The 24,594-nt window shown below is 70.6% G+C and carries 21 protein-coding genes; 14 read left to right on the forward strand and 7 right to left on the reverse strand.

Annotation, left to right across the window (positions count from 1 at the left end):
• Positions 1 to 142: 142 nt before the first annotated feature.
• The 4 genes from Pla133_RS03080 to Pla133_RS03095 are packed head-to-tail and all read right to left on the reverse strand — an operon-like array spanning position 143 to position 3,797.
• Complete coding sequence (locus tag Pla133_RS03080) at positions 143 to 1,126, reverse strand: L-threonylcarbamoyladenylate synthase (RefSeq protein ID WP_145062323.1); 984 nt, start codon at positions 1,124 to 1,126, stop codon at positions 143 to 145.
• Positions 1,127 to 1,155: 29 nt separating this feature from the next.
• Complete coding sequence (locus Pla133_RS03085; RefSeq protein ID WP_145062325.1) at positions 1,156 to 1,959, reverse strand: toxin-antitoxin system YwqK family antitoxin; 804 nt, start codon at positions 1,957 to 1,959, stop codon at positions 1,156 to 1,158.
• The gene (locus Pla133_RS03090; RefSeq protein WP_145062327.1) at positions 1,956 to 3,239 is read right to left on the reverse strand and encodes a sulfatase family protein; all 1,284 of its coding nucleotides are present in this window, start codon (positions 3,237 to 3,239) and stop codon (positions 1,956 to 1,958) included. The genes Pla133_RS03085 and Pla133_RS03090 overlap by 4 nt, the downstream gene beginning before the upstream one ends.
• Positions 3,240 to 3,293: 54 nt before the next feature.
• A complete protein-coding gene (locus Pla133_RS03095) occupies positions 3,294 to 3,797 on the reverse strand; it encodes a type II secretion system protein GspG (RefSeq protein WP_145062330.1) in 504 nt (167 codons plus the stop codon).
• 278 nt (positions 3,798 to 4,075) lie between these two features.
• Between Pla133_RS03095 and mbhE the strand changes: the two genes are divergently transcribed.
• The 14 genes from mbhE (at position 4,076) to Pla133_RS03160 (ending at position 18,191) form a co-directional block, all read left to right on the forward strand.
• Positions 4,076 to 6,496 carry a hydrogen gas-evolving membrane-bound hydrogenase subunit E gene (gene mbhE / locus Pla133_RS03100; RefSeq protein WP_145062332.1) on the forward strand — a complete coding sequence of 807 codons (2,421 nt, stop codon included), beginning with the start codon at positions 4,076 to 4,078 and terminating at the stop codon, positions 6,494 to 6,496.
• Positions 6,480 to 6,911, forward strand: a complete 432-nt coding sequence (locus Pla133_RS03105) for a Na+/H+ antiporter subunit B (protein ID WP_419192069.1) — start codon at positions 6,480 to 6,482, stop codon at positions 6,909 to 6,911. The genes mbhE and Pla133_RS03105 overlap by 17 nt, the downstream gene beginning before the upstream one ends.
• 5 nt (positions 6,912 to 6,916) lie before the next feature.
• Positions 6,917 to 7,375 carry an NADH-quinone oxidoreductase subunit K gene (locus Pla133_RS03110; protein ID WP_145062334.1) on the forward strand — a complete coding sequence of 153 codons (459 nt, stop codon included), beginning with the start codon at positions 6,917 to 6,919 and terminating at the stop codon, positions 7,373 to 7,375.
• 6 nt (positions 7,376 to 7,381) lie between these two features.
• Positions 7,382 to 8,887 carry a Na+/H+ antiporter subunit D gene (locus Pla133_RS03115; RefSeq protein ID WP_419192070.1) on the forward strand — a complete coding sequence of 502 codons (1,506 nt, stop codon included), beginning with the start codon at positions 7,382 to 7,384 and terminating at the stop codon, positions 8,885 to 8,887.
• A 1-nt stretch (position 8,888) separates the two neighbouring features.
• The gene (locus tag Pla133_RS03120) at positions 8,889 to 9,359 is read left to right on the forward strand and encodes a Na+/H+ antiporter subunit E (protein ID WP_145062337.1); all 471 of its coding nucleotides are present in this window, start codon (positions 8,889 to 8,891) and stop codon (positions 9,357 to 9,359) included.
• The gene (locus Pla133_RS03125) at positions 9,356 to 9,640 is read left to right on the forward strand and encodes a monovalent cation/H+ antiporter complex subunit F (RefSeq protein ID WP_145062339.1); all 285 of its coding nucleotides are present in this window, start codon (positions 9,356 to 9,358) and stop codon (positions 9,638 to 9,640) included. The genes Pla133_RS03120 and Pla133_RS03125 overlap by 4 nt, the downstream gene beginning before the upstream one ends.
• Positions 9,619 to 10,038 carry a monovalent cation/H(+) antiporter subunit G gene (gene mnhG, locus Pla133_RS03130; protein ID WP_145062341.1) on the forward strand — a complete coding sequence of 140 codons (420 nt, stop codon included), beginning with the start codon at positions 9,619 to 9,621 and terminating at the stop codon, positions 10,036 to 10,038. The genes Pla133_RS03125 and mnhG overlap by 22 nt, the downstream gene beginning before the upstream one ends.
• A 31-nt stretch (positions 10,039 to 10,069) precedes the next feature.
• On the forward strand, positions 10,070 to 10,690 hold the full coding sequence (locus Pla133_RS03135; protein WP_145062343.1) for an MBL fold metallo-hydrolase: 621 nt from the start codon (positions 10,070 to 10,072) through the stop codon (positions 10,688 to 10,690).
• A 45-nt stretch (positions 10,691 to 10,735) separates the two neighbouring features.
• The gene (locus Pla133_RS03140; RefSeq protein ID WP_145062345.1) at positions 10,736 to 12,211 is read left to right on the forward strand and encodes a leucyl aminopeptidase family protein; all 1,476 of its coding nucleotides are present in this window, start codon (positions 10,736 to 10,738) and stop codon (positions 12,209 to 12,211) included.
• A 423-nt stretch (positions 12,212 to 12,634) separates the two neighbouring features.
• The gene (locus tag Pla133_RS03145; RefSeq protein ID WP_145062348.1) at positions 12,635 to 13,474 is read left to right on the forward strand and encodes a GNAT family N-acetyltransferase; all 840 of its coding nucleotides are present in this window, start codon (positions 12,635 to 12,637) and stop codon (positions 13,472 to 13,474) included.
• Between the two features lie 79 nt (positions 13,475 to 13,553).
• The gene (locus Pla133_RS03150; protein WP_419192071.1) at positions 13,554 to 14,246 is read left to right on the forward strand and encodes a lysophospholipid acyltransferase family protein; all 693 of its coding nucleotides are present in this window, start codon (positions 13,554 to 13,556) and stop codon (positions 14,244 to 14,246) included.
• The gene (locus tag Pla133_RS25870) at positions 14,243 to 14,833 is read left to right on the forward strand and encodes a DinB family protein (protein WP_419192072.1); all 591 of its coding nucleotides are present in this window, start codon (positions 14,243 to 14,245) and stop codon (positions 14,831 to 14,833) included. The genes Pla133_RS03150 and Pla133_RS25870 overlap by 4 nt, the downstream gene beginning before the upstream one ends.
• Positions 14,803 to 15,534, forward strand: coding sequence for an NRDE family protein (locus Pla133_RS03155; protein ID WP_419192073.1), 732 nt, complete (start codon positions 14,803 to 14,805; stop codon positions 15,532 to 15,534). The genes Pla133_RS25870 and Pla133_RS03155 overlap by 31 nt, the downstream gene beginning before the upstream one ends.
• Complete coding sequence (locus Pla133_RS03160) at positions 15,531 to 18,191, forward strand: alpha/beta fold hydrolase (RefSeq protein ID WP_145062354.1); 2,661 nt, start codon at positions 15,531 to 15,533, stop codon at positions 18,189 to 18,191. The genes Pla133_RS03155 and Pla133_RS03160 overlap by 4 nt, the downstream gene beginning before the upstream one ends.
• A 534-nt stretch (positions 18,192 to 18,725) precedes the next feature.
• On the opposite strand, the gene Pla133_RS03165 is transcribed toward Pla133_RS03160, so the two are convergent.
• From Pla133_RS03165 to cphA, 3 genes are all read right to left on the reverse strand, one after another.
• Positions 18,726 to 19,895 carry an ATP-binding protein gene (locus tag Pla133_RS03165; RefSeq protein WP_145062356.1) on the reverse strand — a complete coding sequence of 390 codons (1,170 nt, stop codon included), beginning with the start codon at positions 19,893 to 19,895 and terminating at the stop codon, positions 18,726 to 18,728.
• 83 nt (positions 19,896 to 19,978) lie between these two features.
• Complete coding sequence (locus Pla133_RS03170; RefSeq protein WP_145062358.1) at positions 19,979 to 21,709, reverse strand: Mur ligase family protein; 1,731 nt, start codon at positions 21,707 to 21,709, stop codon at positions 19,979 to 19,981.
• A gap of 22 nt (positions 21,710 to 21,731) precedes the next feature.
• Entirely contained in the window at positions 21,732 to 24,533 is a 2,802-nt protein-coding gene (cphA, locus tag Pla133_RS03175; RefSeq protein WP_145062360.1) for a cyanophycin synthetase, read from the reverse strand.
• Between the last annotated feature and the right edge of the window lie 61 nt (positions 24,534 to 24,594).

Below are 24,594 nucleotides of genomic sequence, written 5' to 3' on the forward strand. Positions count from 1 at the left end.
GGACGGGCGGCAGGACGGGCGGCAGAGGGTAGCAGCCGGCCGGCGCGAGGTGCGGGTAGCCACCGCGGGCCCCCGCCCGCCACGGGGAGGACGGATGGAATGGCACGGGGTTACGCCCTCGGATGGGAAGAATCGCCTGTGGTCAGCCGGGCGCCGCGGCGCGTTGCAGTCGGTCGAGGACCGCGGACCAGGCCGGGGAGCGGGGCGGGAGCTCGACGATCAGGGAGCGACAACCGGCGGCGTCGGCGGCCCACAGGGCGGCGAAGAGGCCGGAGGCGTAGTGGCGCGGGTCGCGACCGAGGACCTGGGACCAGGCGACGGGGAGGTCCGGGCGGGCGTCGAGCAGCAGCAGGCCCGTGGGCCCGGGGGCGCGCCGGGCGGCGTCGGCCAGATCGACCGACTCGACCAGGCTCAGGCGCGCCGCCGGAGCGTAGTGGCGGCGATCTTGGCCGGGCGACGAGCGCTGGGCGTCGCCGGCCCCGTCGTAGGGCACGAGCTCCGGCAGGACCGCGCGCAGCTGCTCGAGGTCGACGGTGCCCGGGCGCAAGAGGCGCGCCGGCTCTCGGCTCACGTCGACCACCGCCGACTCGAGCCCCACGGCGCAGGGGCCCGCGTCGATCACGAGGTCGACCCGCGCGCCGAGGCTCGAGACCACGTGTTCGGCCCGCGTGGGGGAGACGCCCTGGGAGCGGTTGGCGCTGGGCGCGGCGACCGGGCGCCCCAGGCGGCGCAGGATCGCCAGGGTGATCGCGCTGGCCGGGGCGCGCAGGGCCACGGTGGGTCCGCCGGCGGCGACGGCCGCGACGACGCTCGCGCCCCGCGGCACCACCAGGGTCACCGGCCCGGGCCAGAAGGCTCGGGCCATGCGGTCGGCGGCCGCCGGCCATGTGCCGGCCACCGCGCGCGCCGCGCCCACGTCGGGCACGTGGACGATCAGCGGGTTGTGGGACGGGCGACCCTTGGCGGCGAAGATCCGCGCCACGGCGCGCTCGTCGTCGGCGCAGGCGGCCAGGCCGTAGACGGTCTCCGTCGGCAGGGCCACCAGCCCGCCGCCGGCGAGCACTTCCACCGCGCGCGCGATCGCCTCCGCGCCGTTGCCCTCGCCGACCTCGATCACCTCTGCCATGGGCGGCGGACGTTAGCAAACGGCGCCGGTCACGGGCCGGGCAGCGGCGACACGCGTGTGCCGCTGACGTAGATCCCGGAGACGTCCTCGAGCAGGCCGCCGTCGGCGTCCCAGTAGCGCCATTCCCCGACCGGCAGGCCGCGCTCGAAGTCGCCGGCGAACTGCAGCTGGCCGTCGGGGAAATAGGCCTTGGCCGGGCCCTCGGGCAGGCCGTTCACGAAGGACGTCGTGGCGCGGACGGTGCCGTCGCCGAAGTAGCTGGTCCAGACGCCGACGGCCTTGTCGTCCTCGTACTGGCCCTCGTCCACGCCCATGCTCGGGCCGAAGGCCTTGAAGGGGCCGTTGCGGACGCCGTCCTCGAACCAGGTCTCGCCGGTCTGGAGCCCGTCGCGGTCGAAGCTGCGCCACAGGCCGTGGCGCCGCCCGGCGGCGTACTCCCCGCGGCTGCGCGCTTGGCCGTTCTCGTAGAAGTCGATCCAGGAACCCTCGCGGACGCCGCCTTCGAACGTGCCCATGGACTCCGGGCGACCATTCGGGTGGCAGCGCAGCCAGGTGCCGGACAGCTCGCCGTCGTCGTAGTTGCGCTCGGCCAAGACCGTGCCGTCGGGGGCCAGCTCGCGCCACTGGCCGTCCTCGAGGCCGGCGCGGTAGTTGCCTTCGGTGGCCAGGCTCCCGTCGGGGTGGAAGGTGCGCCAGGGTCCGTCCGCGTGACCGTCGACGATGCGGCCTTCGCTCCAGACGGTGCCGTCCGGGTAGTGGGTGCGGCGCAGGCCGTCGTCGCAGGCGCACAGGGTCAGGGCCAGCGCCAGGGCGATCGCAGCGCGGCGCTTCATTCGGCGTACCCGAGGCGCGAGAGGGCCTCGGCCTCGGCCGCCGAGAGGTCCGACGAGCCGCTGGGGGCCAGGCCGCGGCCGCGCGCGTGGGCCTCTGCCAGGCGCTGCTCCAACTCTGCGCGCAGCGCTGCCACCAACTCGGGTTCCTCGGCCGCGATGTCCCGCTGTTCCAGGGGATCGGTGGCGAGGTCGAACAGGAGCACCTGCTGCTGTTTGCGATCGACGATCAGCTTGTGGGAACCGCGCCGGATCGCGTCGAAGGCGACGCCCAGCCGCAGCTCCGAGACCAGGGCGCGATCGGGACCAGCGCCGCCCGCGAGGATCGGAACCAGGCTGCGGCCGGGCAGGTCCTTGGGGATCGCCACGCCGCACAGCTCCAGCAGCGTGGGGAACAGGTCCAGGGTGCTGATCGGCTCGGTCACGCGGCGGGGCGCGTAGCCCGGAACGCGCAGGGTCAAGGGGACGCGCACGACCTCCTCGTAGAGGGTCTGGCCGTGGCCGTGGCTGCCGTGGTCGCGCCACTCCTCGCCGTGGTCGGCCACGAAGACCACCACGGTCTCGTTCGCCAGGCCCAGCTCGTCGAGGCAACTCAGCAGCGCGCCGATGTGGTGGTCGGTGAAGGCGATCTCACCGTCGTAGAGGTCGCGATCGGTCTCGGTGCCGAAGGGCTCGCTGAAGCCCTCGTGGGCCAGGTAGCTGTCGTGGGGGTCGAAGTAGTGGGCCCACAGGAACCACGGCCCGTCGTCGAACCTGTCGGCCGCGACCTTGGCCTCGATGAACGCGCGGGCCTTGGCGGTGACCTGGTCCGAGGTGATCGCGTTGTGGGAGTCGGCGATGAAGTTGACCAGGTCGTCGTCGAAGTGGGTGAAGCCCTGGTGCAGGCCGTACTTGACCCCGAGGAAGGTGTGGCTGGCGACGGCGGCGGTGTCGAAGCCGGCCGCGCGCAGGCGCTCGGCGAGGGTGTCGAAACCCAGGGGCAGGGAGCTCGCGAAGGTGTGGGTGTGGGTCGTCGACGGCAGCTCGCCGGTCATCACCGTGGCGAGGGTCGGCAGGGTCCAGGAGGAGGTCGCGTGGGCCTGCTCGAAGACCACGGAGGTCTCGGCCAGCCGCGCCAGGTTGGGGCTCGTGGGACGCCCGTACCCGTAGGGCTCCAGGGCGTCGGCGCGCAGGGTGTCGACCGAGATCAACAGCAGGTTGGGCACCGGGGGCTCATCGGCCTCACAGCCGGTGAGGCACAGACCCGCGGCGAGGGCGGTGGTCAGGAGGCAGGCGCGCAGCATCGCCGAGCATGTTAGCCGGCCCGCCGCGCCGCAGTTCGCCGGGGGAGGACTGGCCTACCAGAGCGGCTCGTGTCCGAGCGTCGACAGGGCCGTCTCGTCCTCGCGCTTGGTGAGGATCAGGTCGGCGTCCTCGCCGCTGCCCCCGGCCTTGCCGTCGGCTCCGAGGCTCTCCACCCGCACGGTCTCGCCCGACACGTCCGAGCGGTACTGCCAGGGGCGCCCCCAGGGGTCGAGCAGGCGACCGGAGCGGACGTTGCGCGCGGCGGTCAGCATCTCCAACAGAGGTGCTCGCAGAACCCCGCCCCAGATGTTCTCGACTCCGATCCCGCTGCGATCCTCGTGGGCCAACGGCAGGGCGTTGAGGTCCTTCGGGAAGCGGCCGCCGTGGTCGGCGGCGAAGCGGTCCAGATCTCCGGACAGGGCCATCAGAAACTGGTGCCCGTGGTCCGTCGCCCGCTCTCCACTGTTGTGAAGCAGGTAGAAGCCCCTCAGCGAGGGGATCAGGATCGTGGCGCCGGTCAGTGCCGTGAGCACGATCTTCAGGAGGAGTCTCTTCAAGCTGGCGACCGTCGACGGAGGCTCCCCTCTCTTCGACCGGTCGGCCGAGGGAGTTGTGCCCTCTTGCGGGACTCGAACAGGTACACGGCCTGGCAAGGTGTCGGCCGACTCGGGTGCAAGCCATCGATCGGGGTCCCCGCGGGTCCTAGACTCGGGATGGATCCGGAGTTAGTGCACCTCGACCTCTTCCGACGACGGGCGATGATCGATGTCGAAGGGGTTCCGCGCTCCCTGCGGCCTGCCTCCGCCCCCAACCCCAGCTCCCCGTCCCTCACCTGATGTTCGCGATCCTCGCGACCCTGGCCCTCGCCGCGTTCCTGGCCCCATCGCTCACTCGATGGGCTGGGCGGCGCTGTGGCTGGATCCTGGCTCTGGCGCCCGGCGCGGCCCTCGCCTACCTGGTCTCACGCCTGCCCGCGGTGATCGACGGGGAGACCTTCGACGCCACCGTCTCCTGGGTCCCCGCCCTGGACGTGTCGCTCGACCTGCGGCTCGACGGCCTGTCCATGGTCTTCGGCCTGCTGATCACGGCCATGGGCGTGGCCACGATGATCTACGCCGCCGCCTACATCGGCGACGACCAGCGGCTCGGGCGCCTGAACGCGACCCTCCTGGCCTTCATGCTGGCCATGCTCGGCGTGGTCCTGGCGGACGACGTGATCACGCTCTTCGTGGCCTGGGAGCTGACCGGCATCACCTCGTACCTGCTGATCGGCTACGACAACCACAAGTTCCAGGCGCGCCGCGCGGCCCTGCAGGCGCTCTTGGTCACCGGGCTCGGTGGGCTGGTGTTGCTGGTGGGGCTGACGATGCTGTCCTGGATCGCTGGCACGACGCAGATGTCGGCCATGTCGGCGGCGGCGGGCTCGGTCCAGGGCTCGCCCCTGTACGGCGTCGTGCTGGCCATGGTGCTGGTCGGCGCCTTCACCAAGTCGGCCCAGTTCCCCTTCCACTTCTGGCTTCCGGGCGCGATGGCGGCGCCGACGCCTGTCAGCGCCTTCCTACACTCGGCCACGATGGTCAAGGCCGGGGTCTACCTGCTGGCGCGGATGCAGCCGGTGCTCGGTGGGACCGAGGCCTGGCACACGACCCTGGGCGTGGTCGGCGCGACCACGATGTTGCTCGGCGCCGTGATGGCCTTCCCCCAGCGCGATCTCAAGAAGATCCTGGCCTACACCACGGTCAGTGCCCTCGGCATGCTGACGATGCTGATCGGCATCGGCACCTCAGCGGCTCTGGTCGCTGCCATGGCCTACGTCGTGGTGCACGCGCTCTACAAGGGCCCCCTGTTCCACGTGGCCGGGATCATCGACCACGAGACCGGCACGCGCGAGCTGAGCTCACTCGGTGGCCTGCGCCGCACCATGCCGATCACGGCCGCGATCGCGGCCATGGCCGCCCTGTCGATGGCCGCGGTGCCGCCCCTCTTGGGGGCCTACGCCAAGCAGTTGGTCCACGCGGCCGAGGGCGAGGCGACGGCGGCGGCCGGCTACATCTACTGGACGGCCCTGGCCACGGGCATCGTGACCACCTCGGTGGCGGTCATGCTGGCCGTGCTGCCCTTCTGGCGAGCGGGGCGCGAGACGCCCAAGCAGCCCCACGAGGCGCCGATCTCGCTGTGGCTGGGGGCCGGTCTACTCGCGACCTTGGCCCTGCTGCTCGGACCGGTCGCGGGGACGACCTTCCGACCGCTCGTGGACGCCGCCGCGCGGGTCGCGGGGGCCAGCCCGAGCGAGCTGCACGAGGAGACCTCGCTCGGGCTGGCCAGCACGTCCCACGCGGCCGAGCCCGCTTCTGCCGGTGCCCTCGAGGGCGCTGCCGATCAAGCCCACGCCGACGCCGACCACGGGGCCGAGCACGGCGAGCACGGCAGCGGGACGCTCTTGAAGCTCGTGACCATTGCCACCGGAGTGCTGCTGGTTTGGCGCCGGGACGCCCTGCTCGCCGCGGTCGCGCCGGTCGGAGGGCTGGCGCGCTTCGGGCCGGAGGCGGTCTACCGCCTGTCGGTGATCGGGCTCAAGTCCTTCTCCGGCGTCCTCACGCGCTTCATCCAGAACGGTTACCTGCGTAGCTACATCTTCGTGGTGCTGCTCGCCACGATCGTGCTGGCCGGCTACCCGCTGTTCTCCGACCGCGCGCCCCTGCCGCCCTTGGCCGTGCTCGACATCAGGCTCTACGAGGGTCTGATCGTGATGGCCATGTTGATGGCGACCCTGTTCGCGACGGGGACAGACTCGCGCCTGGCGGCGGTGGTCGCCTTGGGCCTGATCGGGATCGGCGTCGCGATCAACTTCATGATCATGGGCGGGCCCGACCTGGCCATGACGCAGTTGGCCATCGAGACCCTCTCGGTCTTGCTGTTCGTCTTCATCCTGCACCGCCTCCCGCGCTTCGAGCACTTCACCTCACTGGCGGAACGTCGCCGCGACCTCGTCTTGAGCTTGATGGTCGGCGCCTTCTTCACCTCGCTGGTCTGGGGCATCGCCACCGAGGGCGGAGAGAGCGCCCTGTCGCCCTACTTCGCCGAGCACAGCCTGAGCGAGGGCAAGGGGCACAACGTGGTCAACGTGATCCTGGTCGACTTCCGCGGGCTGGACACGATGGGCGAAATCACGGTGCTGGCCGTGGCCGCGCTCGGTGTCTTCGGTCTGATGCGGCTGAACCTCGACAAGGAGAAGAAGAATGGCAAGGTGGCCTGAGATGGAGTCCGTGATCCTCTCGAGGGCGACCCGGCTGATGATGCCGGTGTTGATCGTCTTCTCCGTCTTCCTGCTCTTGCGCGGCCACAACGCGCCCGGCGGAGGCTTCGTGGGCGGATTGATCGCCTCGACCGCCTTCGCGCTCCTGGCCATCTCCGACAGCGTCGACGTGGCGCGTCAGACCCTGCGCATCGAGCCGCGCCGCGTGATGGGCTTCGGCCTGCTGGTGGCCCTGTCGGCCGGCCTGATCGGCCTGCTCTCCGGCGGGTCGTTCTTCGAGGGCGTCTGGCCGGGGATCAAGCTGCCGGTGATCGGCAAGCTGGGCACGCCGATGCTGTTCGACATCGGCGTCTTCTTCGTCGTCGTGGGCTTCACGCTGACGGTCGTCTTCACCCTGCTCACCGAGGAGGACTGAGCCTCTTGGTCACTTGGTTGGCAATGTTGATCGGCGGGCTCTACGCCGCCGGTTTCTATCTGATGCTGCGCCGCAGCCTGATCAAGATCATCCTCGGCCTGGCGATCTTCGCCCACGGCGCGAACCTGATGATCTTGGCGGCTGGCAACCCGCGGCGGGTCGACGTGGACGTCAAGATCCCGATCGTGCCCGAGGGCGCCGAGCAGTTGCTCCAGCCCTACGCGGACCCCCTGCCCCAGGCCCTGGTGTTGACGGCGATCGTGATCGGCTTCGGCCTGCAGGCCTTCACCCTGGCCCTGGCCAAGTCGGTCTACGACCGCATGGGCGTCGACGACGTCGACGCCATGCGTGACCCCGACCTGACCGAGCCGCCGACCAGGCGCGACGCCCAGGAACTGGTCTCCCACGAGGAATTGGATTCCGTGGCGCCTGCGGCGCTGCCCGGCACGGCCGTGGGGAGCTGAATCGCGATGGAAAACCTGCTCGTACTGCCGATCGTGATCCCGCTGGTGACTGCCGGCTTCTGCCTGCTCGCCTCGCGTCGGATTCGGTTGCAACGCAGTCTTTCGCTGTTCGGCATGGTGGCGTTGACGATCGCCACCTTGGCCCTGTTCGACGCGGTCCGCAGCGAGGGCATCCTGGTGATCCAGGCCGGCGCCTGGCCGGCGCCCTACGGGATCACACTCGTGGCCGACCGGCTCAGCGCGATGATGTTGCTCCTGAGCGCGATCGCGGGCCTGGCGGTGACCGCCTACGCCGGTTGGTCGGTGGGGGAGCGCCGTGAGCGCTTCCACTTCTACCCGCTTTTGCACGTGCTGCTGCTCGGTATCAGTGGCTCGTTCCTGACCGGCGACCTGTTCAACCTGTACGTCTGCTTCGAGGTCATGTTGATGGCCTCCTTCGTGCTCTTGTGCCTGGGTGGCGAGCGCGCGCAGCTCGAGGGCGGCGTCAAGTACGTGATCCTGAACCTGATCTCGTCGGCCATCTTCCTGACCGCGACCGGCCTGCTCTACGGCGCCGTCGGGACGCTGAACATGGCCGACCTGTCGGTGCGGATCGCCCAGTACGAGAACCGCGAGGTGATCAACTCCCTGGCGATGCTGTTCCTGGTGGCCTTCGGCTTGAAGGCGGCCCTGTTCCCCTTCGCCTTCTGGTTGCCGGCCTCGTACCACACCCCGCCCTTTGCGGTCTCGGCGATCTTCGCCGGCCTGTTGACCAAGGTCGGGGTCTACGCGCTGCTGCGAGTGTTCACGATGCTGTTCGTGGGCGACCCGGACTTCACCCACACCGTCATTGGCATCCTGGCCGCCGCATCGATGGTCTTCGGCGCCCTGGCCGCCCTGTCGCAGAAGGACATCCGGCGCGTCTTCGCCTTCCAGATCATGTCGACGGTCGGCTTCATGGCCCTGGGCATCGCCCTCGGCACGCCCCTGGCGATCGCCGCCGTGGTCTTCTACCTGGCGCAGGACGTGATCTTGAAGTGCAACCTGTTCATGCTCGGAGGCGTCGCCGACAAGCTGCGCGGCTCCGGCAACCTCGACAAGCTGGGGGGCTTCTGGAAGACCAAGCCCTTCTTCTCGATCCTGTTCCTGATCAGCCTGTTGACCCTGGCCGGGGTGCCGCCCCTGCCGGGTTTCTGGCCCAAGCTCGCGCTCCTGCGCTCGACGATCGAGACCGGTGAGGGTGTGCTCGTGGCAGCAGTCGTGCTCGCCGCCTTCTTGACTCTCTTCTCGTCCATCCGGATCTGGTCCGGTGGGATCTGGCGCGACGCGCCGCCGCCCGATCTCGAGCCGACCGACCTGGCGGAACGGGAGAAGGACGCGCGCTGGATGATGGTGCCCGCCGCCGGCCTGAGCGGCCTGCTGTTGGCCTACGCCCTCGCGGCCGGTCCCGTGTTCGACTACGCCGAGGCCGCCGCGGACCAACTACTCAATCCGCAGGTCTACGTCCAAGCGGTGCTGGGGGAGGGCAACTGAGATGCTGCTCGACACCCTCTTCATCGCCTTCGCGTGGGTGCTGTTCACGGGCGAGCCGACGCTGGTCAACTTCGGCTTCGGCGCCATGATCGGCTTCCTGTCGATGCGGTTGGTTAGCACCGACCGCACCCTGTCCTGGCGCTTCGTCAAGAAGACTCCGCAGTTCATCGGGCTGGCCCTCTACTTCTTCTGGGAGCTGGTGGTGGCCAACCTGAAGATCGCGCGGGCGGTCCTGGGGGATCCGTCGAAGCTGCAGCCGGCGATCATCGCCGTGCACCTCGACGTCGACGACGCGGACGAGATCGTGACCCTCGCCAACCTGATCACCCTCACGCCCGGAACGCTGAGTCTCGACGTTTCCACCGACCGCAAGACGCTCTACGTCCACTGCGCCGACTGCCCCGATCCCGAAGCCATGCGGCAGGAGATCAAGGCTGGCTTCGAGAAACGGGTTTTGGGGGTGTTCGCATGACGCTCGAGACGCTGATTCGATTGGGCGTGCTGCCCATGCTCTGCCTGGCCATCGTGCTGGCGTTCGTGCGCCTGTTGCGTGGACCCCAGTTGCCCGATCGGGTGGTGGCCCTCGACTTGCTGACATCGCTGCTTCTGGGACTGATCGTGTCCCTGGCGATCTACGACGAGAAGCCGATCATGATGGACGTGGCCCTGGTCCTGGCCCTGGTCTCGTTCATCGGCACCATCGGTTTCGCCCGCTACTTGGAGATCCGCGCATGGCCTGGTCCGAAGTCCTGACGGTGGTGCTGCTGGTGCCCGGGGCCGCGCTGATGCTGATCGGCGCGATCGGGGCGATCCGGCTGCAGGACACCTACCTGCGGATGTCCGCGACGTCCAAGGCCGCGACCCTGGGCGTGGTGCTGATGCTGGCGGCGGGGGCCGTGCACTTCGGCGACATGGGCACCTCCACCCGCGCGGTGGCGACGATGCTGTTCATGCTGCTGACCGCGCCAGTCGCGGCCCACATGATCGGACGCGCCGCCTACCTGGCCGGCGAGCCCCTGTGGGTCGGCACCCGCACGGACGATCTGAAGGGCATGTACGAGGAGGACAGCCTGGAGCTGGCCTCGCCGGAACAGAGGGTGCCGGACCCGACGGTGCCCGACGCGAGCGCGAGGGTGGCCGAGAAGGGCTGACAGGCGGTCGCGCGCGGGTAACCTCTCGCGCATGAAGAGCACCGTCCTCCCCGACCTCTACTACTCCGGCGTGTACCAGCCGGATCGCCGCATCGACTTCAACGGGTTCCTCTGGGCCCGCAGCGGCGGCGGGGTGCTGATCGATCCGATGTCCCTGGACGAGTCCCAGCTGGCGTTCGCGCAGGGCACGGGGTCGATCGACTGGATCCTGCTCACGGGCTTCGACCACCTGCGCGCGGCGCCGGAGCTGGCGCAGCGGTTCGGGGCGCAGATCGCGGCTCCGGCGGGTGAGCGGGGTCGCTTCGGCGAGGCCGCGGACAAGGTCAGCCACTGGTTCGAGGGTCGCGACGGACTCCCCGGCGACCTGGGCCAGGTGATCGACGTGCACCTGCTCCACGGCGGCAAGTCGGAGGTCGAGGCGGCCTTCGTGCTCGAGCCCCTGCGCGCCGTGGTCTTCGGAGACCTGGTGCGATCCCACGAGTCCGGGCGCCTGCGCCTCTTGCCGGAGCCGAAGCTGAGCGACGGGGCCCGGGCCCTGCGCGAGGTAGCGCAGTTGCCGGGCCCCTTCGATGCGGTGCTGCTCGGGGACGGGGACAGCCTGTTCCGCGGGGCCCAAGCAGCTCTCGAAGAGTTGACGGCCGCCGCCCGCTGAGGCTGGCGCCCGCGCACCCCGCTCCGTATCACTGATCGCCCCGCCATGACTGACCGCATCTCCCACACCGTCCGCGTCAGCGCTGCCCCCGCTGGTCGCATCCTCGTCCTGCCTCTGGCCCGTTCCCAGTGGACCGGGCTGCTGGAGAATGGCCACGGCCTCTTGAACGGCGGCGACCACGCGATCCTGCGCGGGCTCTCCGAGCTCACGCGCTTCAAGGCCCAGCGCGGCACCCAGTTGTCCGCGCCGATCTCCGACGGGCGGCTCGTGATCGTTGTCGGGCTCGGGGACGAGACCCGCTCGGTGGCCCTGCGCGAGGCCGCGGCGAGCGCCCACGGGTTCCTGCCCGAGGGCGGCGGGGTCGAGTGGTCGTTGGTGGTGCCCGCGGCTGATCGCGAGGGCAGCAGCGCGGCCGATCTGATCCTGGCCGCGGCCGAGGGGCTCTTGCTGGGGCCCTACCGTTTCACCGCCAGCACGAAGAACGGGGTCGAGCATCCGGGCCCTTGCAACCTGGTGACGGATCGACCCGAGGCGGGCGCCGCCCTGGCCCAGGCCGTGGCCCACGCCGAGGGCATGGTGCTGACGCGGGACCTGGTCAACACGCCCGCGGCCGACCTGGGTCCGGGCGAGATCTCCGCCGCCGCCTGCGAGGTCGCCCACTGCTACGGCATGCGGACCACGGTCTACACCGGCGGCGAGCTACTCGAGCAGGGCTTCAACCTGACCCACCACGTGGGCAAGGCGGCCGACCGGCCCTCCACGGTGACGATCGTCGAGAACGGACCCGTCGGCGCGACGCCGCTCTTGGGCATCATCGGCAAGGGAGTGGCCTTCGACACCGGGGGACTCGACCTCAAGACCGGCGGCTCGATGCAGCTCATGCGGAAGGACATGGGCGGCGCAGGCACGGTCATCGGTGCCCTGGAGACGATCGGGCGGCTGGGCTGCGAGCTCCCGTTCGTAGCCATCCTGCCCTCGGCCGAGAACGCCATCGGCCCCGGCGCCATGCGCCCGGGCGACGTGCTGCGGGCGGCAGACGGCACCAGTGTGGAGATTGGCAACACCGACGCCGAGGGCCGACTGCTGCTGGCGGACGGACTGATCGCCGCGCGCAAGCTGGGCGCGCCGCGCCTGCTCGACGTCGCCACCCTGACCGGCGCGGCGCGGGTCGCCCTGGGCCCCGACGTGCCGGCCCTGTTCGGCACGGACGAGGCCCTGGTGGCCGACCTCCTGGAGCGCTCCCGCCGCCACGACGAGGATCTGTGGCGCATGCCCCTCGTGGACGCCTACGAGGCCTGGATCGACACGCCCTTCGCCGACGTCAACAACTCCGGCAGCGACCGCCGCGGCGGCGCCATCACCGCCGCCCTGTTCCTCAAGCGCTTCGCCAAGGACACGCCCTGGGCGCACATCGACCTCTACGCCTGGGAAGACCGCGGCAAGCCCGGCACCCCGCGCGGGGGCAACGGGATGGCGGTCCGCACGGTGGCCCAGATGGTGCTGGGCCTGGACCGGCTCTGAGTCCGGTCCTTCGCCAGGAGTCGTTCCCCGACCTTTTCGGGAGCTGGTCCTTGGCCGTAGGCCCCGCCGGCGTTCGGCCGTGGGCGGGGAGTCCGACCCGGATCGGTGGTCGGGTGCTGCCCCGACGACGGGAATAGCCCTACACGACCGACGTAGGGCCCGGCCGGCCGCGGCTCGCCGCCCGAGGCCCCTGGCCGTTGTTTCCGTGGGGCGCGAGCGCCCAGGTGGGTGCCCTCCGCCCGCGGACTGGACCGGGGCTTCGGTCCCATCCTTACCGAAAACGCGCAAATCCCTAGCCGGGCCTGATCTAGGCACGGCGTCCCGCGTCACTATCCTGTCGCCTCGATTCTCGACACGACCGTAGCCTCGCTCGGCGATCGACCGCTTGCACGATCGCCCGCTCGGACGCCCCGAGCCCCCGCCATGATGGCCACCCCTATCCGATCCGACGACGCGACTGCGACGCCCAACGCCGTGCCTGGACCCGAACATGGCCTGCGCCGTCCGCCGGCGGTCGAGTTCGAGCTGGTGGAGCGCTACTACTCCGTGCGCGTGGCGCGCACCGTGGAGGAAGTGCTCGAGGCACAGCGGGTGCGCTACGAGGTCTTCAACGTCGAGCTGGGTGAGGGCCTGTCGACGTCCAGTTCGTCGATGCTCGACGCGGACGTGTACGACGAGCACTGCGACCACCTGCTACTCGTCGAGAAGACCAGCGGCGCGATCGTCGGTACCTATCGCCTCCAGACCGCCGCGATGGCCCGCGCCGGGTCGGGGTTCTACTGCGCCGGCGAGTTCGACCTCTCCGGGATCGGTGAAGAGCGCCTCGAGGACAGCGTCGAGCTGGGCCGCGCCTGCATCCTGCGCGAGCACCGCATGGGGCACGCCCTGTTCACCCTCTGGCGCGGCGTCGCGCGCTACGCCCAGGCCACCGGCAAGCACCACTTCTTCGGCTGCTGCTCCCTGACCGGCACCGATCCGCGTCTGGGCTTGATCGCCGCCCGTTGGCTCGAGGGGCGCGGGAAGCTGCACCCTGACGTCCGGGTCGAGCCGGTCGAGGGTCACGGCTGCTTCGGCGAGCCGGCCACCGAGGCCGAGGTCGCCGCCTTCGAACCCCCGAACCTCTTTGGCGCGTACCTGCGCTACGGGGTCCTGGCCTGTGGCCCGCCGGCCGTGGACCACGAGTTCGGGACGATCGACTTCCTGGTCCTGTTGGACACGAGGACCGTCGAGCCCCGCTTCCGGCGCCTGATCTTCGAGGGCTGAGATCGACTCCGGGCCCGCCGCCACCGGCCGGCTGATCCTGCGTGGATCGGCCCTGGTCCTGATCACGCTGAGCCAGTTCGTGGTCTGGACGTTGGTCGCGCCCTGCGCCTGGGCCCTGGGGCTGCGCCGGGCCTGGCGGGACCGCTGCGTGCACTGGTGGGGGAGCGCCCTGGTCGTGGCCCTCGGCATACGTGTCCGCCGGGTGGGAGAGATCCCGACCGGGGGCTGCCTGATCGTCTCCAACCACCTCTCCTACGTGGACATCCTGGTCCTGGCCTCCCAGCGGCCCCTGATCTTCCTCTCCAAGGCGGAAGTGGCCAGTTGGCCCGGGATCGGTTGGATGGCGCGGGCCGTCGGGGTCCTGTTCGTTCAGCGGGGGGACAAGCGCAGCCTGCCGGCCGTGGCGGCCCTCCTGGGCGCCGAGCTGGAGGCCGGTCGGGCCGTCGTGCTCTTCCCCGAAGGCACCAGCAGCCGGGGCGCCGAGGTGTTACCCTTTCGCGCTTCACTACTTGCGCCCGCGGCCGAGGGACAGGCTCCTGTTGCTTATGCAGCCTTGAGCTACCGCACCCCGGAAGGGCATCCTGCTGCCAGCCAGTCCGTCTGCTGGTGGGGGGACATGACCTTCGCCGACCATCTGATCCGCCTCTTGAAGCTCCCGTACGTCGACGCGGAGATCCGCTTCGGCAGCGAGCGCTTCATCGATCGAGACAGGAAAGTCCTGGCCCAGCGCCTATGGCAAGCCGTGCAAGCACAGTTCGTTCCGGTGGCATGAGTGCCTCCCCCGAACGACGCGAGACCCTCCTCGCCGCCCAGAACGTGGTGGTGTTGGAGCAAGGGCTCGAGGTCTTCGAGCGCCTGGGTGGAACCTCCGCCGACGGCCGCTCCCTGGCGGCGCTGTATACGGCGGTGCCCGACGGTCTGACCCAGAGCGGCGTCGGCGGACACTTCCGTCACATCCACGACTACTACCGCTGCTTCCTCGGCGGCCTGGAGTCCGGCCGCGTCGACTACGACCTGCGCGCGCGCGATCCCCGCTTCGAGACCGAGTTGGCCTACGCCGGCACGGAGCTGCGCGGCACGATCGAACGCCTGTGCGAGATCGTCGGCCGCGACGATGAACTGGTCGTGAAGATGGACGAGGACCACAGCCCCGGTGCGCCGGATCCGTGGTCGCGGTCGACGGTGATGCGCGAGCTGCGCTTCCTGCTCAGCCACACGATCCACCACTACGCCCTGATCGCCATGATCCTGAAGGTGCAGGGCTTCGACTGTGGCTCGGGCTTCGGCGTCGCGCCCTCGACCCTCGAGTACTGGGAGACTCGCACCTCGTGTGCACCGTCACCTGGGTCGGATCAGTAGGCGGCTTCGAGCTCTTCACCAACCGGGACGAGCTACGCACCAGGCCGCCCGCTCATCCGCCGCGGCTGCAGCACACCCCGAGCGGGCTGCGCTTCCTGGCGCCGGTCGATGAACAGGGGGGCGGCACGTGGATCGCCGCCAACGAGTGCGGCGTGGCCCTGTGCCTGCTGAACCACTACCAGGCGGCGCCCCTGCCGGCGGGGATCCAGCCGCGCTCGCGCGGGTTGGTCGTTCAAGATCTGATCGATGCGAGCAGCTTGGACGAGGCCTTCGACGCCCTGCAGGCCATGGATCTGAGCGCGGTGCGTGGTTTTCGGCTGATCGGCCTCGAGCCCGGCGGCGATCCGCGCCTCGGTGCCTGGGACACCCGCTCCCTGGAGCTGCTCGCTGGCGACGCGGTGCGCGCGCCGCTGATCTCGTCGGGCTTCGACTACCCCGGCGTCGAGCGCGCGCGGCAACGGACCTTCGAAGAGCTGCAGTCCGAGCTGGGCGGCGTCAGCCCGCGGATGCTCGAACAGTTCCACGCCAGCGAGCGTCCCGAGCCCGGGCCCTACGCCGTCTCGATGACGCGCGACGACGCCTGGACCGTCAGCCACACGCGCGTGGTCGTCTCCGCAGACGCCGTCCAGATGCACTACCACAGCGGACGGCCGTCCGCCGGCGGACCGATCGTCTCCGAGCAGTTGCCGCTGCGGCCATGAGCCAGCGCTCTCGCGGTCGCGTACGTCGGGGACTGGTCGTCCTGGCCGGGATCTACGCGATCCTGCTCCTGGCCTCGCACGTCGTGCGCGCGGTGCGCGCGGAGTCGGTGCCGAAGCTCGGGCCGGCCCAACACGCGACCGAGCTGCACGAGGTCGAAGGTCAGCGGCGACTGGCTGCCACGACGCGCGTCGTCTACGAGGACCACGGCCCGCGCGAAGGTGCGCCGGCGCTGGTCTGTCTGCACGGCAGCCCGGGCAGCCTGGGTGACTTCCGCGAGATGCTGCCGATCCTGTCGGAGCACCTGCGCGTGATCACCGTCGACCTGCCGGGCTTCGGCAAGTCCGGCCTCGACCTGCCCGACTACTCGCTCGTCGCCCACGCGGACTACGTGGTGCAGCTCCTCGACCAGTTGGGCTTGGAGTCCGTGCACCTGCTGGGCTACTCCATGGGCGGCGGCGTCGCGCTGGAGTCGGCGGCCGAGCTCGGTCCCCGCGCGAAGTCGGTCACCCTGCTGGCGGGGATCGGCGTGCAGGAGCTGGAGCTGCTCGGGCAGTACTCGGTCAACCACGCGATCCACGGCCTGCTCCTGGGCGCGCTGACCCTCGTGCGCGAGGGCGTGCCGCACTTCGGCGCCTACGACGGGGCCTTCTTCGGCGTCCCCTACGCGCGCAACTTCTACGACTCGGACCAGCGGCCCCTGCGCGGGGTCCTGGAGCGGCTCGAGGTGCCGCTCCTGGTGATCCACGCCGAGAGCGATCCGCTGGTCCCGATCGCCGCGGCCCGGGAGCACGCGCGCATCGTGCCCCAGGCCGAGCTGCGGATCGTCCAGCCGGGGGCCGACGACCCGGCGGCCGCCGGCCCGCCCCCGGCGATCCGCGGGCACCTGTTGCCCTTCATGGACGCGCCCCTGGTCGCGCCGATCGTGGCCGACTTCGTGGAGCGGGTCGAGGCCGGTCGGGCCACGGACCGCGCCCACGCCGACCCCGCGCGCGTGGCAGCGGCCGAGCGCCCGTTCGACCCTGCCGAGGCGCCGATCCAGGGCATGGGGCTGATCCTGGCCTGCGTGCTGATCGCCCTGGCGACCCTGGTCTCCGAGGACCTGACCTGCATCGCCGCCGGGGCGATGGTGGCCCAGGGTCGCATCGAACTGCTGCCCGCCGCCGCCGCCTGCTGGGCCGGGATCCTGTTCGGCGACATGCTGCTGTTCGGAGCCGGCCGCCTGTTCGGCTCGCGCGCCCTGCACCGCGCGCCGCTCAAGTGGGTCCTGACCGAGCGCGTTGTGACCCGCGCCGGCACCTGGTTCGAGCACCGCGGCCTGCCGGCGATCTTCCTGACCCGCTTCATGCCGGGCATGCGCCTGCCGACGTACTTCGCGGCCGGCGCCCTGCGCGCGAACTTCTTCCTGTTCGCCCTCTACTTCGCGATCGCCGCGGGCGTGTGGACGCCGATCCTGGTCTGGCTCTCGAGCCTGATCGGCGGCAGCCTCGAGGAGAACCTGGCGGTCTTCGAGCACGCCCTGCCGATGGCTCTGGTGGGGACGCTTCTGGTCGGGCTCTTGTTGGTCAAGGTCCTGATCCCCGCCACCACCTGGCGCGGACGCAGGCTCTTGGTGGGGTCGGTGCGCCGCAAGCTGCGCTGGGAGTTCTGGCCGCCCTGGTTCTTCTACCCGCCGGTGGTGCTGTACGTGATCTGGCGCGGCCTGCGCGCGGGCTCGCTGACGGCCTTCACCTCCGCGAACCCGGGCATCCCCGGCGGCGGCTTCGTGGGCGAGTCCAAGGCGCAGATCCTGGCCAAGCTCGAGGCGGCCGGGGATCCGATCCCGGCCTGGACCCTCTTGCCCGGCGCCGAGTCGGCGGGGGAGCGACTCGCGCGCGTGCGCGGCCTGATGGCGGAGCGCGGTCTCGGGTACCCCCTGGTGATCAAGCCCGACGTGGGCCAGCGCGGCTCCGGCGTACTCGTGACCGCGGACGAGGCCGAGGTGCTCGCCTACCTCGAGGCCACCAACCTGGACCTGATCGCGCAGCAGTGCCTGGACGGCCCCGAGTTCGGCGTGTTCTACGCCCGCCGCCCCGGCGAGCCCACCGGCCGCGTGCTCTCGATCACCGAGAAGCAGCTCGCCACCGTCACCGGCGACGGCGAGCACACCCTCGAGCACCTGATCCTGGCCGACGAGCGCGCCGTCTGCATGGCCCGCTACTACCTCGACAAGAACGCCGAGCGCGTCGACGACGTGATCGCTGCCGGCGAAGTGGTGGCCCTCGGCGACCTCGGCACCCACGCCCGCGGCGCGATCTTCCTCGACGGCGCGCGCCTGCTCACACCGGCCCTCGAGGCCGAGGTCGACCGCATCGCGAAGGCCTTCGACGGCTTCTACTTCGGCCGCTTCGACCTGCGCGTACCAAGCGCCCAGGCCCTCTCCGAAGGCCGCGAACTCCGCATCATCGAACTCAACGGCGTGACCAGCGAGATGACCCACATCTACGACCCCAAGCACTCGGTCCTCGAGGGCTACCGCGTCCTCTTCGCCCAGTGGAGACTCTGCTTCGAGATCGCCGCCGCCAACCACGAGGCCGGCGAGCGCCGCCCGAGCGCCTTCAGCCTCCTGCGCGACTTCCAACACTACCGCCACCGCCAGGACGAGCATCGGGGGGGGTGAGCGCGCTAGAAACGCAACCGTCATGACGCGCGGCGCCGTCAAGAACCTGGAGCACAACTTGTTGGCACGCCTGCCCAACGTCGCGGCGCCCCGCAGCCGAGCAAGGCCTACTGGGGCCTCGAGTTCCTGCATGAGGAGCCGCGCTGTCCCGGTGTCGTGGACCTCGACATCGACGGTCTGACCGGTGAGTGCTCGCAGCCGGACTCGCCAGATCTACAGCAGGTCCTCGTCGACCTGCGCGACCAACTCCAGCGGCAGGCCGGGCCCTCGGCACCGAGGCCCCGATCCAGTCGTGCCGCATGCGGATCAGCGTCCGAGCGGCACCGAGCAGGGGCTGTGGATCAAGAAGGTCGCCGTCTCGGCGTCAAGCTCCTGCGATGTCGTCCTGGGGCGGGACTGAGATGCGCGGGGCCTTGCCGAGCCCTCAATCCAGATCGAGCGACTTGGCGGGGGGCGACAGCCGTTCCGTCCATGCTCGAGCGGGCGCTCGTTCCTATGGCGGCGAGTGGTTCAAGCGGCCGCCACGGAGGGTGCTCAACCTGTGGAGACGAGAGTCATCGCCGCAGCCAGCGCCAACGCCTCGGTGCCCGACCCCAAGGGAAAGCGCTCTTCACCGGGATAAACGACGAAGCGGGCGTCGGCTTGCACGTCGTCGCAGGCCTGGTAGAAGCCCCGCGAGGGGCGCGGGTTCGCGCCGCGCTTGATCTCGAAGGCCCAGCGGCGGTGGTCGGGGAGGGTGATGAGCAGGTCGATCTCCGCGCCGGCGGAGGTGCGGAAGAAGTGGAACTGGCTGAAGAGCGGCGCTGCGGCGATGAGGTTCTCGATCACGAAGCCCTCCCAGCTGGCGCCGACGACAGGATGACCCAGCAATGTCTCGGTGTCGGCGATGCCTAACAGGGCATGCAGGAGCCCGCTGTCGCGAACGTAGAGCTTGGGCGAGCGCGTCAGACGCTTGCCGATGTTCGCGGTCCACGGCGCCAGACTTCGGACGAGCAAGAGGTCGACCAGGAGTGACAGGTAGCGATTGACCGTCCTCCCATCCAGGCCCACGTTGGCGGCGAGCTTCGCCGTATTGAGCGGTGAGCCCTGCAGGTGGGCGAGCATGGTCCACAGTCGGCGCAGGACCTCGGTCGGCAGGCGCGAGCCGAGTTGGGGAAGGTCGCGCTCGAGGTAGGTTCGCAGGAAGCCCTGTCGCCAGAGCAAGCTGTTGGCGTCGTCGGCGGCCAGGAAGCTGAGGGGGAAGCCGCCGCGCGTCCACAGGGAGGTGGTGCCAGTAGGCTCGCCCCCGACCTCGAGGGCGTCGAGGGGTGCGAGGTCGAGATAGATGATCCGGCCGGCGAGGCTCTCCGACGATTGCCGCAGGAGTGCCGGCGAGGCCGAGCCGAGGATCAGGAACTGGGCGTCGTTCTTGCCTTGTCGCCGACGATCGTCGATGACGCCGCGCAAGGTGCTGAAGAGCTCAGGTGCGTTCTGGACCTCGTCCAGCACGACCAACCGCCCCGCGGTCGAGGCCAGGTAGGCGTCGGCATCGCCGAGCTTGGCGCGGTCGCCCTCTCGCTCGAGGTCCAGGTAGGTGGCCCCCCGTTCGTCCGCGAGTTCGAGCGCCAGGGTCGTCTTGCCAACCTGGCGCGGGCCGAGAAGGGCCACGGCGCTGTGGTTGGCGAGGAGGCCAGTCAGCAGAGGGCGTATCCGGCGGTCAAACATGCTTGCAAAAGCTACATCATCATGCGTCTTTTGCAAGGCTGAGAGGCCCCAGCCCTGGAACCGGCGGCGGCGACCTCTCCCCCTCAGGGCGCCGCCGGCAGCGGCTGGCCCGGGCTCCAGCCGCCGAGTCGCAGCGCGGCCAGGTACTCCAGCGTCCGCTCGCGCTCGGCGTGTGAGAAGAGCAGCAGCAGGTCGCCGGGTCGCGACCAGGCGAGGGCCTCGAGCACGCAGTCGAACTCCTCGCCGCCCTGGGCGATCGCCTCCGGCGGGGCGCCGGCGGCGAGTAGCTCGCGCTCGATCAAGGCCGTCATGGCGCCGGGCTCGCGGCCGCGCAGGTAGACCTCCATCGACTTGATCAGGATGCGGTCGGGGCGCGCGGCCCAGGTGGTGCGGCAGAGCTCGGTCACCGAGGCGTCGTCGCGGTCGCCGGCTTGGCCCAGCAGGACCAAGAGTCGGTCGGAATCCATGCCCGCGGCCATCTCGAGCATCGCCCGCTGGCCGTGGGGGTTGTGGGCGAAGTCGACCAGGGCGGTGACGCCGCCGAAGCCGAAGACGTTGAGTCGGCCGGGGTTGTCGCCCGGGTCCAGGCCGAACGCGTGCAGGCCCTCGGCCATGGCGGCGTGGGGCAGGTCCAGGCCGTCGGCGATGGCGACGGCCGCCAGGGCGTTGGCCACGTTGTGAGTCGCCGCGCCGCCGAGGGTCGAGGGGATCTGGTCGACGCGGGCGATCTCCGTGCGCTCGTCACCGGAGTAGAGCACCAGCACGCCGTCCTCGAGCACGCAGGCCGAGCGCTCGCCGTCGGGGACGGCACCGAGGCCGCCGCAACTGAACCAGGTGCGCGGGAGGTCCAACTCGAGCCCGCCCTCGCGTACCAGGTCGTCGTCGGCGTTGAGCACTACGCGGCCGCCCGGACCCACGGCCTTGGCCACGGTCAGCTTGATCTCGGCCAGGTCGCGCACGGTCCAGCAACCCCACTCGCCCAGGTGGTCCTCGGCCACGTTGAGCACGCAGGCCACATCGGCCGACTCGACGCCCAGCCCGCGACGGAACATGCCGCCGCGCGCGGTCTCGAGCAGCCCGATCTGAACTCGCGCGTCGCGCAGCACCGTGCGCGCGCCCCCGGGACCGGAGTAGTCGCCCTCGTCGAGGATCTCGTCGCCCACCCGGATCCAGTCGGTGGAGGACACCCCCGCGGTCAGGCCCGCGGCCTCGGCGATCGCGGCCAGCATGCGGACGGTGGTGCTCTTGCCGTTGGTCCCGGTCACGACGGCGGTCGGCACGTTCGTGACCTTCGACCACGGGACCTGGGCCACGTCCGGCGGCGCGGCGGCGGGCCACAGCCGGCAGCCGGCGCCGTGGCCCACGGAGACGGTGTCGTCGTCCACCAGGAAGGCGGCGCCGTGCTCCAGCGCCGCGGCGTGCAAGGCCAGCAGCGCCGGGCGAGCCTCGGCGGCGATCTCGCCCTGGACCCGGAGCAGCTCGCCCTCGAGGTCCGCCTGCTCCACCTCGCCCCCGTCGGCCAGGGCCCTGGCCGTGAGGCTCCAGGCCAGCTCGTTGACCTCGCAGGCGGCGTAGAGCGCGTCGATCGGCGCCTCCATGATGAGGCTCACGCCGTCGGGGTGGCGGCGGGCGTGCAGGGGCGTGCCGAGCCAGCCCACCGCGGCGGCGACCTCGGCCGCCACCGCGCGCCAGGCCGCGATCGCGCGCTCCTGGAGTTCGGGCGCGATCTCGAGCTCGAGGATCGCCCCCGGCCGGTCGGTGTAGGGGTGCAGGCCGGTGATGCGCCGGGAGTCCCTGACGGTGGGGGAGGTCATCGTGATCGAGGTCGCGCCGCTGTCAGTCGGCCAACTCGTCATCCTCTTCCACCGGCGCCAGCAGCACACCGCGCTCGTCGTGGATGAAGTCGTCGATGCCGGGCAGCTCCATCTCGAAGGCCGTCGCCGCGGGCGCGGCTGGCTGGGGCGCGCTGACTGTGGGCTTCAGCTCCACTTCGCCTACGCTCTCGAACTCGGTCACCTGGCGCCAGGTGCGCTCGATCGCGTCGGCGAAGACCAGCAGCAGGTCGTCCGGGCGCGCCATGTCGAGGGCCGCGTCCACCGCTGCGACCTCGCGCTCGATCACGGTGATCTTCTGCTCCGGGACGCCGTTCTCCAGCAGCGAATCGCGCAACAGGTGCGGCACCTCCAGGGGCCCGCGGCCGCGCGGGTTGTCGTCGCGGCGCACGATGTAGTGGTCGTAGTGCCCGGCCACGGAGCTGGCCATCTGCTCGATGTCCTGGTCGCGGCGATCTCCGGGAGCCGCCAGCAGGATCAACCGGCGTCCCTTGACGTGCAGTTGGTCCGTCAGGTGCACCATGGCCGCGATCGCGGCCGGGTTGTGGCCGTAGTCGACGATCACCTTGAAGGGGTGGTCGTCGTAGACGTTCATGCGCCCGGGGGCCTCGGCGAAGGTCGTGTCGAAGGTGCGTAGGCCGATGCGGATGTCGTCCAGAGTCGCGCCCATCGAGAAGGTGATGGCCGAGGCGAACAGCGCGTTCTGCACGTTGTGGCGCGCCTTGCCGTCGATCGTGGCCGGGATCTCGTGGGTCCACAGGAGCGGGATGTGCGCCCCGTTGTCGTAGATCGTGATCATCTGGCCGCCCATGCCCTCCTCGAGCACGACCGCCCTGCCGCCGGCACGGATGTGCTCCTTCACCAGCGGATGGGTGGGGCTCATGGTCACGTAGCAGATCTGCTCGGCGGAGGTGAACGAGGCCATGCGCAGGCAGTGCTCGTCGTCGGCGTTGAGCACGGCCGTGTCCTTGGCCACCTCGATCACCACCCGCTTGACGCGCGCGAGCTGCTCGAGAGTCTCGATCCCGCGCAGGCCCAGGTGGTCGGCGTCGATGTTCAGCACCGCGCCGACGTTGCAGCGCCGGTAGCCCATGCCGCGCTTGAGCAGGCCGCCGCGGGCGGTCTCGAGCACGGCGGTGTCCACGGACGGGTCGCGCAGCACCATGCGCGCCGCCGTCGGCCCGGTCATATCGCCCTCGACCGAGAGCTTGCCGTCGATGTACACGCCGTCGGTGGTCGTGAAGCCCACCCGGCGCCCGGCCATCTTCAGCACGTGGGCGGTCATGCGGGTCGTGGTCGTCTTGCCGTTGGTCCCGGTGATCGCGGCGATCGGGATGCGCCGCGGGCTGCCGGGCGGGAACAGCATGTCGATCACCGGCCCCGCCACGTCGCGCGGATGGCCCTCGCTGGGCGCCACGTGCATGCGGAAGCCCGGAGCGGCGTTGACCTCGCAGATGGCACCCTTGGTCTCCTTGTAGGAGCGGGTGATGTCCGTGGTCAGGAAATCGACGCCGCACACGTCCAGGCCCACCGCCTTGGCGGCCCGCTCGGCCATGGCGCGGTTGTCGGGGTGGACCACGTCGGTCATGTCGACCGCGGTGCCGCCGGTGGAGAGGTTGGCGGTGGCACGCAGGAACTGGATCTGGCCCTGCTCGAGCACCGACTCGGGCTCCAGCCCGGCCTCGTTCAGCAGGCGTCGCGCCTGGTGGTCGATGTCGAGCTTGGTCAGGACCTTCTCGTGCCCGATGCCGCGGCGCGGGTCCTCGTTGGTGATCTCGACCAGCTCGGCGATCGAGTGCTTGCCGTCGCCGACGACGTGGCCGGGCACGCGCTTGCTGACCGCGATCAACTTTCCGTCGACGACCAACATGCGGTGGTCGAGCCCGCGGATGAAGGCCTCGACCAGGATCGTGCGGCTGTGCTCGCGGGCCTTCTCGAAGGCCGTCAGCACCTGCTCGTCGGTCTCCAGGCCGATCGACACGCCGCGCCCGTGGTTGGCGTTGAGCGGCTTGACCACGACCGGGTAGCCGATGCGCCGCGCGGCGCGCACGGCGCGGTCGGCGTCGCGCACGATGCGCTGTTGGGGCACGGGCAGGCCCAGGTCGCCGAGGATCTGGTTGGTCTCCTCCTTGTCGGAGGCGATCTCGACGGCGATGTGGCGCGTCTCCGAGGTGATCGTGGCCTGGATGCGCTTCTGGTAGCGGCCGTGCCCGAACTGCACCAGGCTGTAGTTGTTGAGCCGCAGCCAGGGGATGTCGCGCTCCTCGGCGGCCTTGATCAGGGACGCGGTGCTGGGGCCGAAGGCCAGGCGCTGGGCGCGGCGAATGAAGGCGTCGCGCTCCTCGTCCCAGTCGAACGCGTCCTCGGCGTCCTTCGGCCGCAACTCCGCGGGCAGCAGCGAGAGGATCAACTTCAGGGCCAGCTCACCGGCCTCGAGTCCGACCTCGGGCTCGTCGTAGTCGTAGACCACGTGGTACTGCCCGGGTGTGCCCGTGGAGCGCGTCTGCCCGAAGGACAGGTCGGCGCCGGCCAGGTTCTGGATCTCGATCGCGCAGTGCTCGAGCACGTGCCCCAGCCAGGTGCCTTCGTCCTCGCGCATGCGGCGCAGGAAGCCCCCGGGCTCGCCGTAGGAACAGCCGTGCTCTTCGAGGGTCGGAATCGCTTGGAGCAGCGCGTCGATCCACTTCGAACCTAGCTTGACCGTGGGCCACTCCTCGAGCGCGCCGAGGTCGACGGTGAGGCCGATCAGCCGCCAGTTGGCGTAGATGTTCGGGCCGAGATAGACGGACTGGGAGACGATCCTCATGTCGAGTCGGGCAGGAGCGAACGCGGAGCCGCGGGCGAGTGCCTCGCCACGGGTCCTGGGA

This window comes from Engelhardtia mirabilis (assembly GCF_007748095.1).
Classification (GTDB): Bacteria; Planctomycetota; UBA1135; order UBA1135.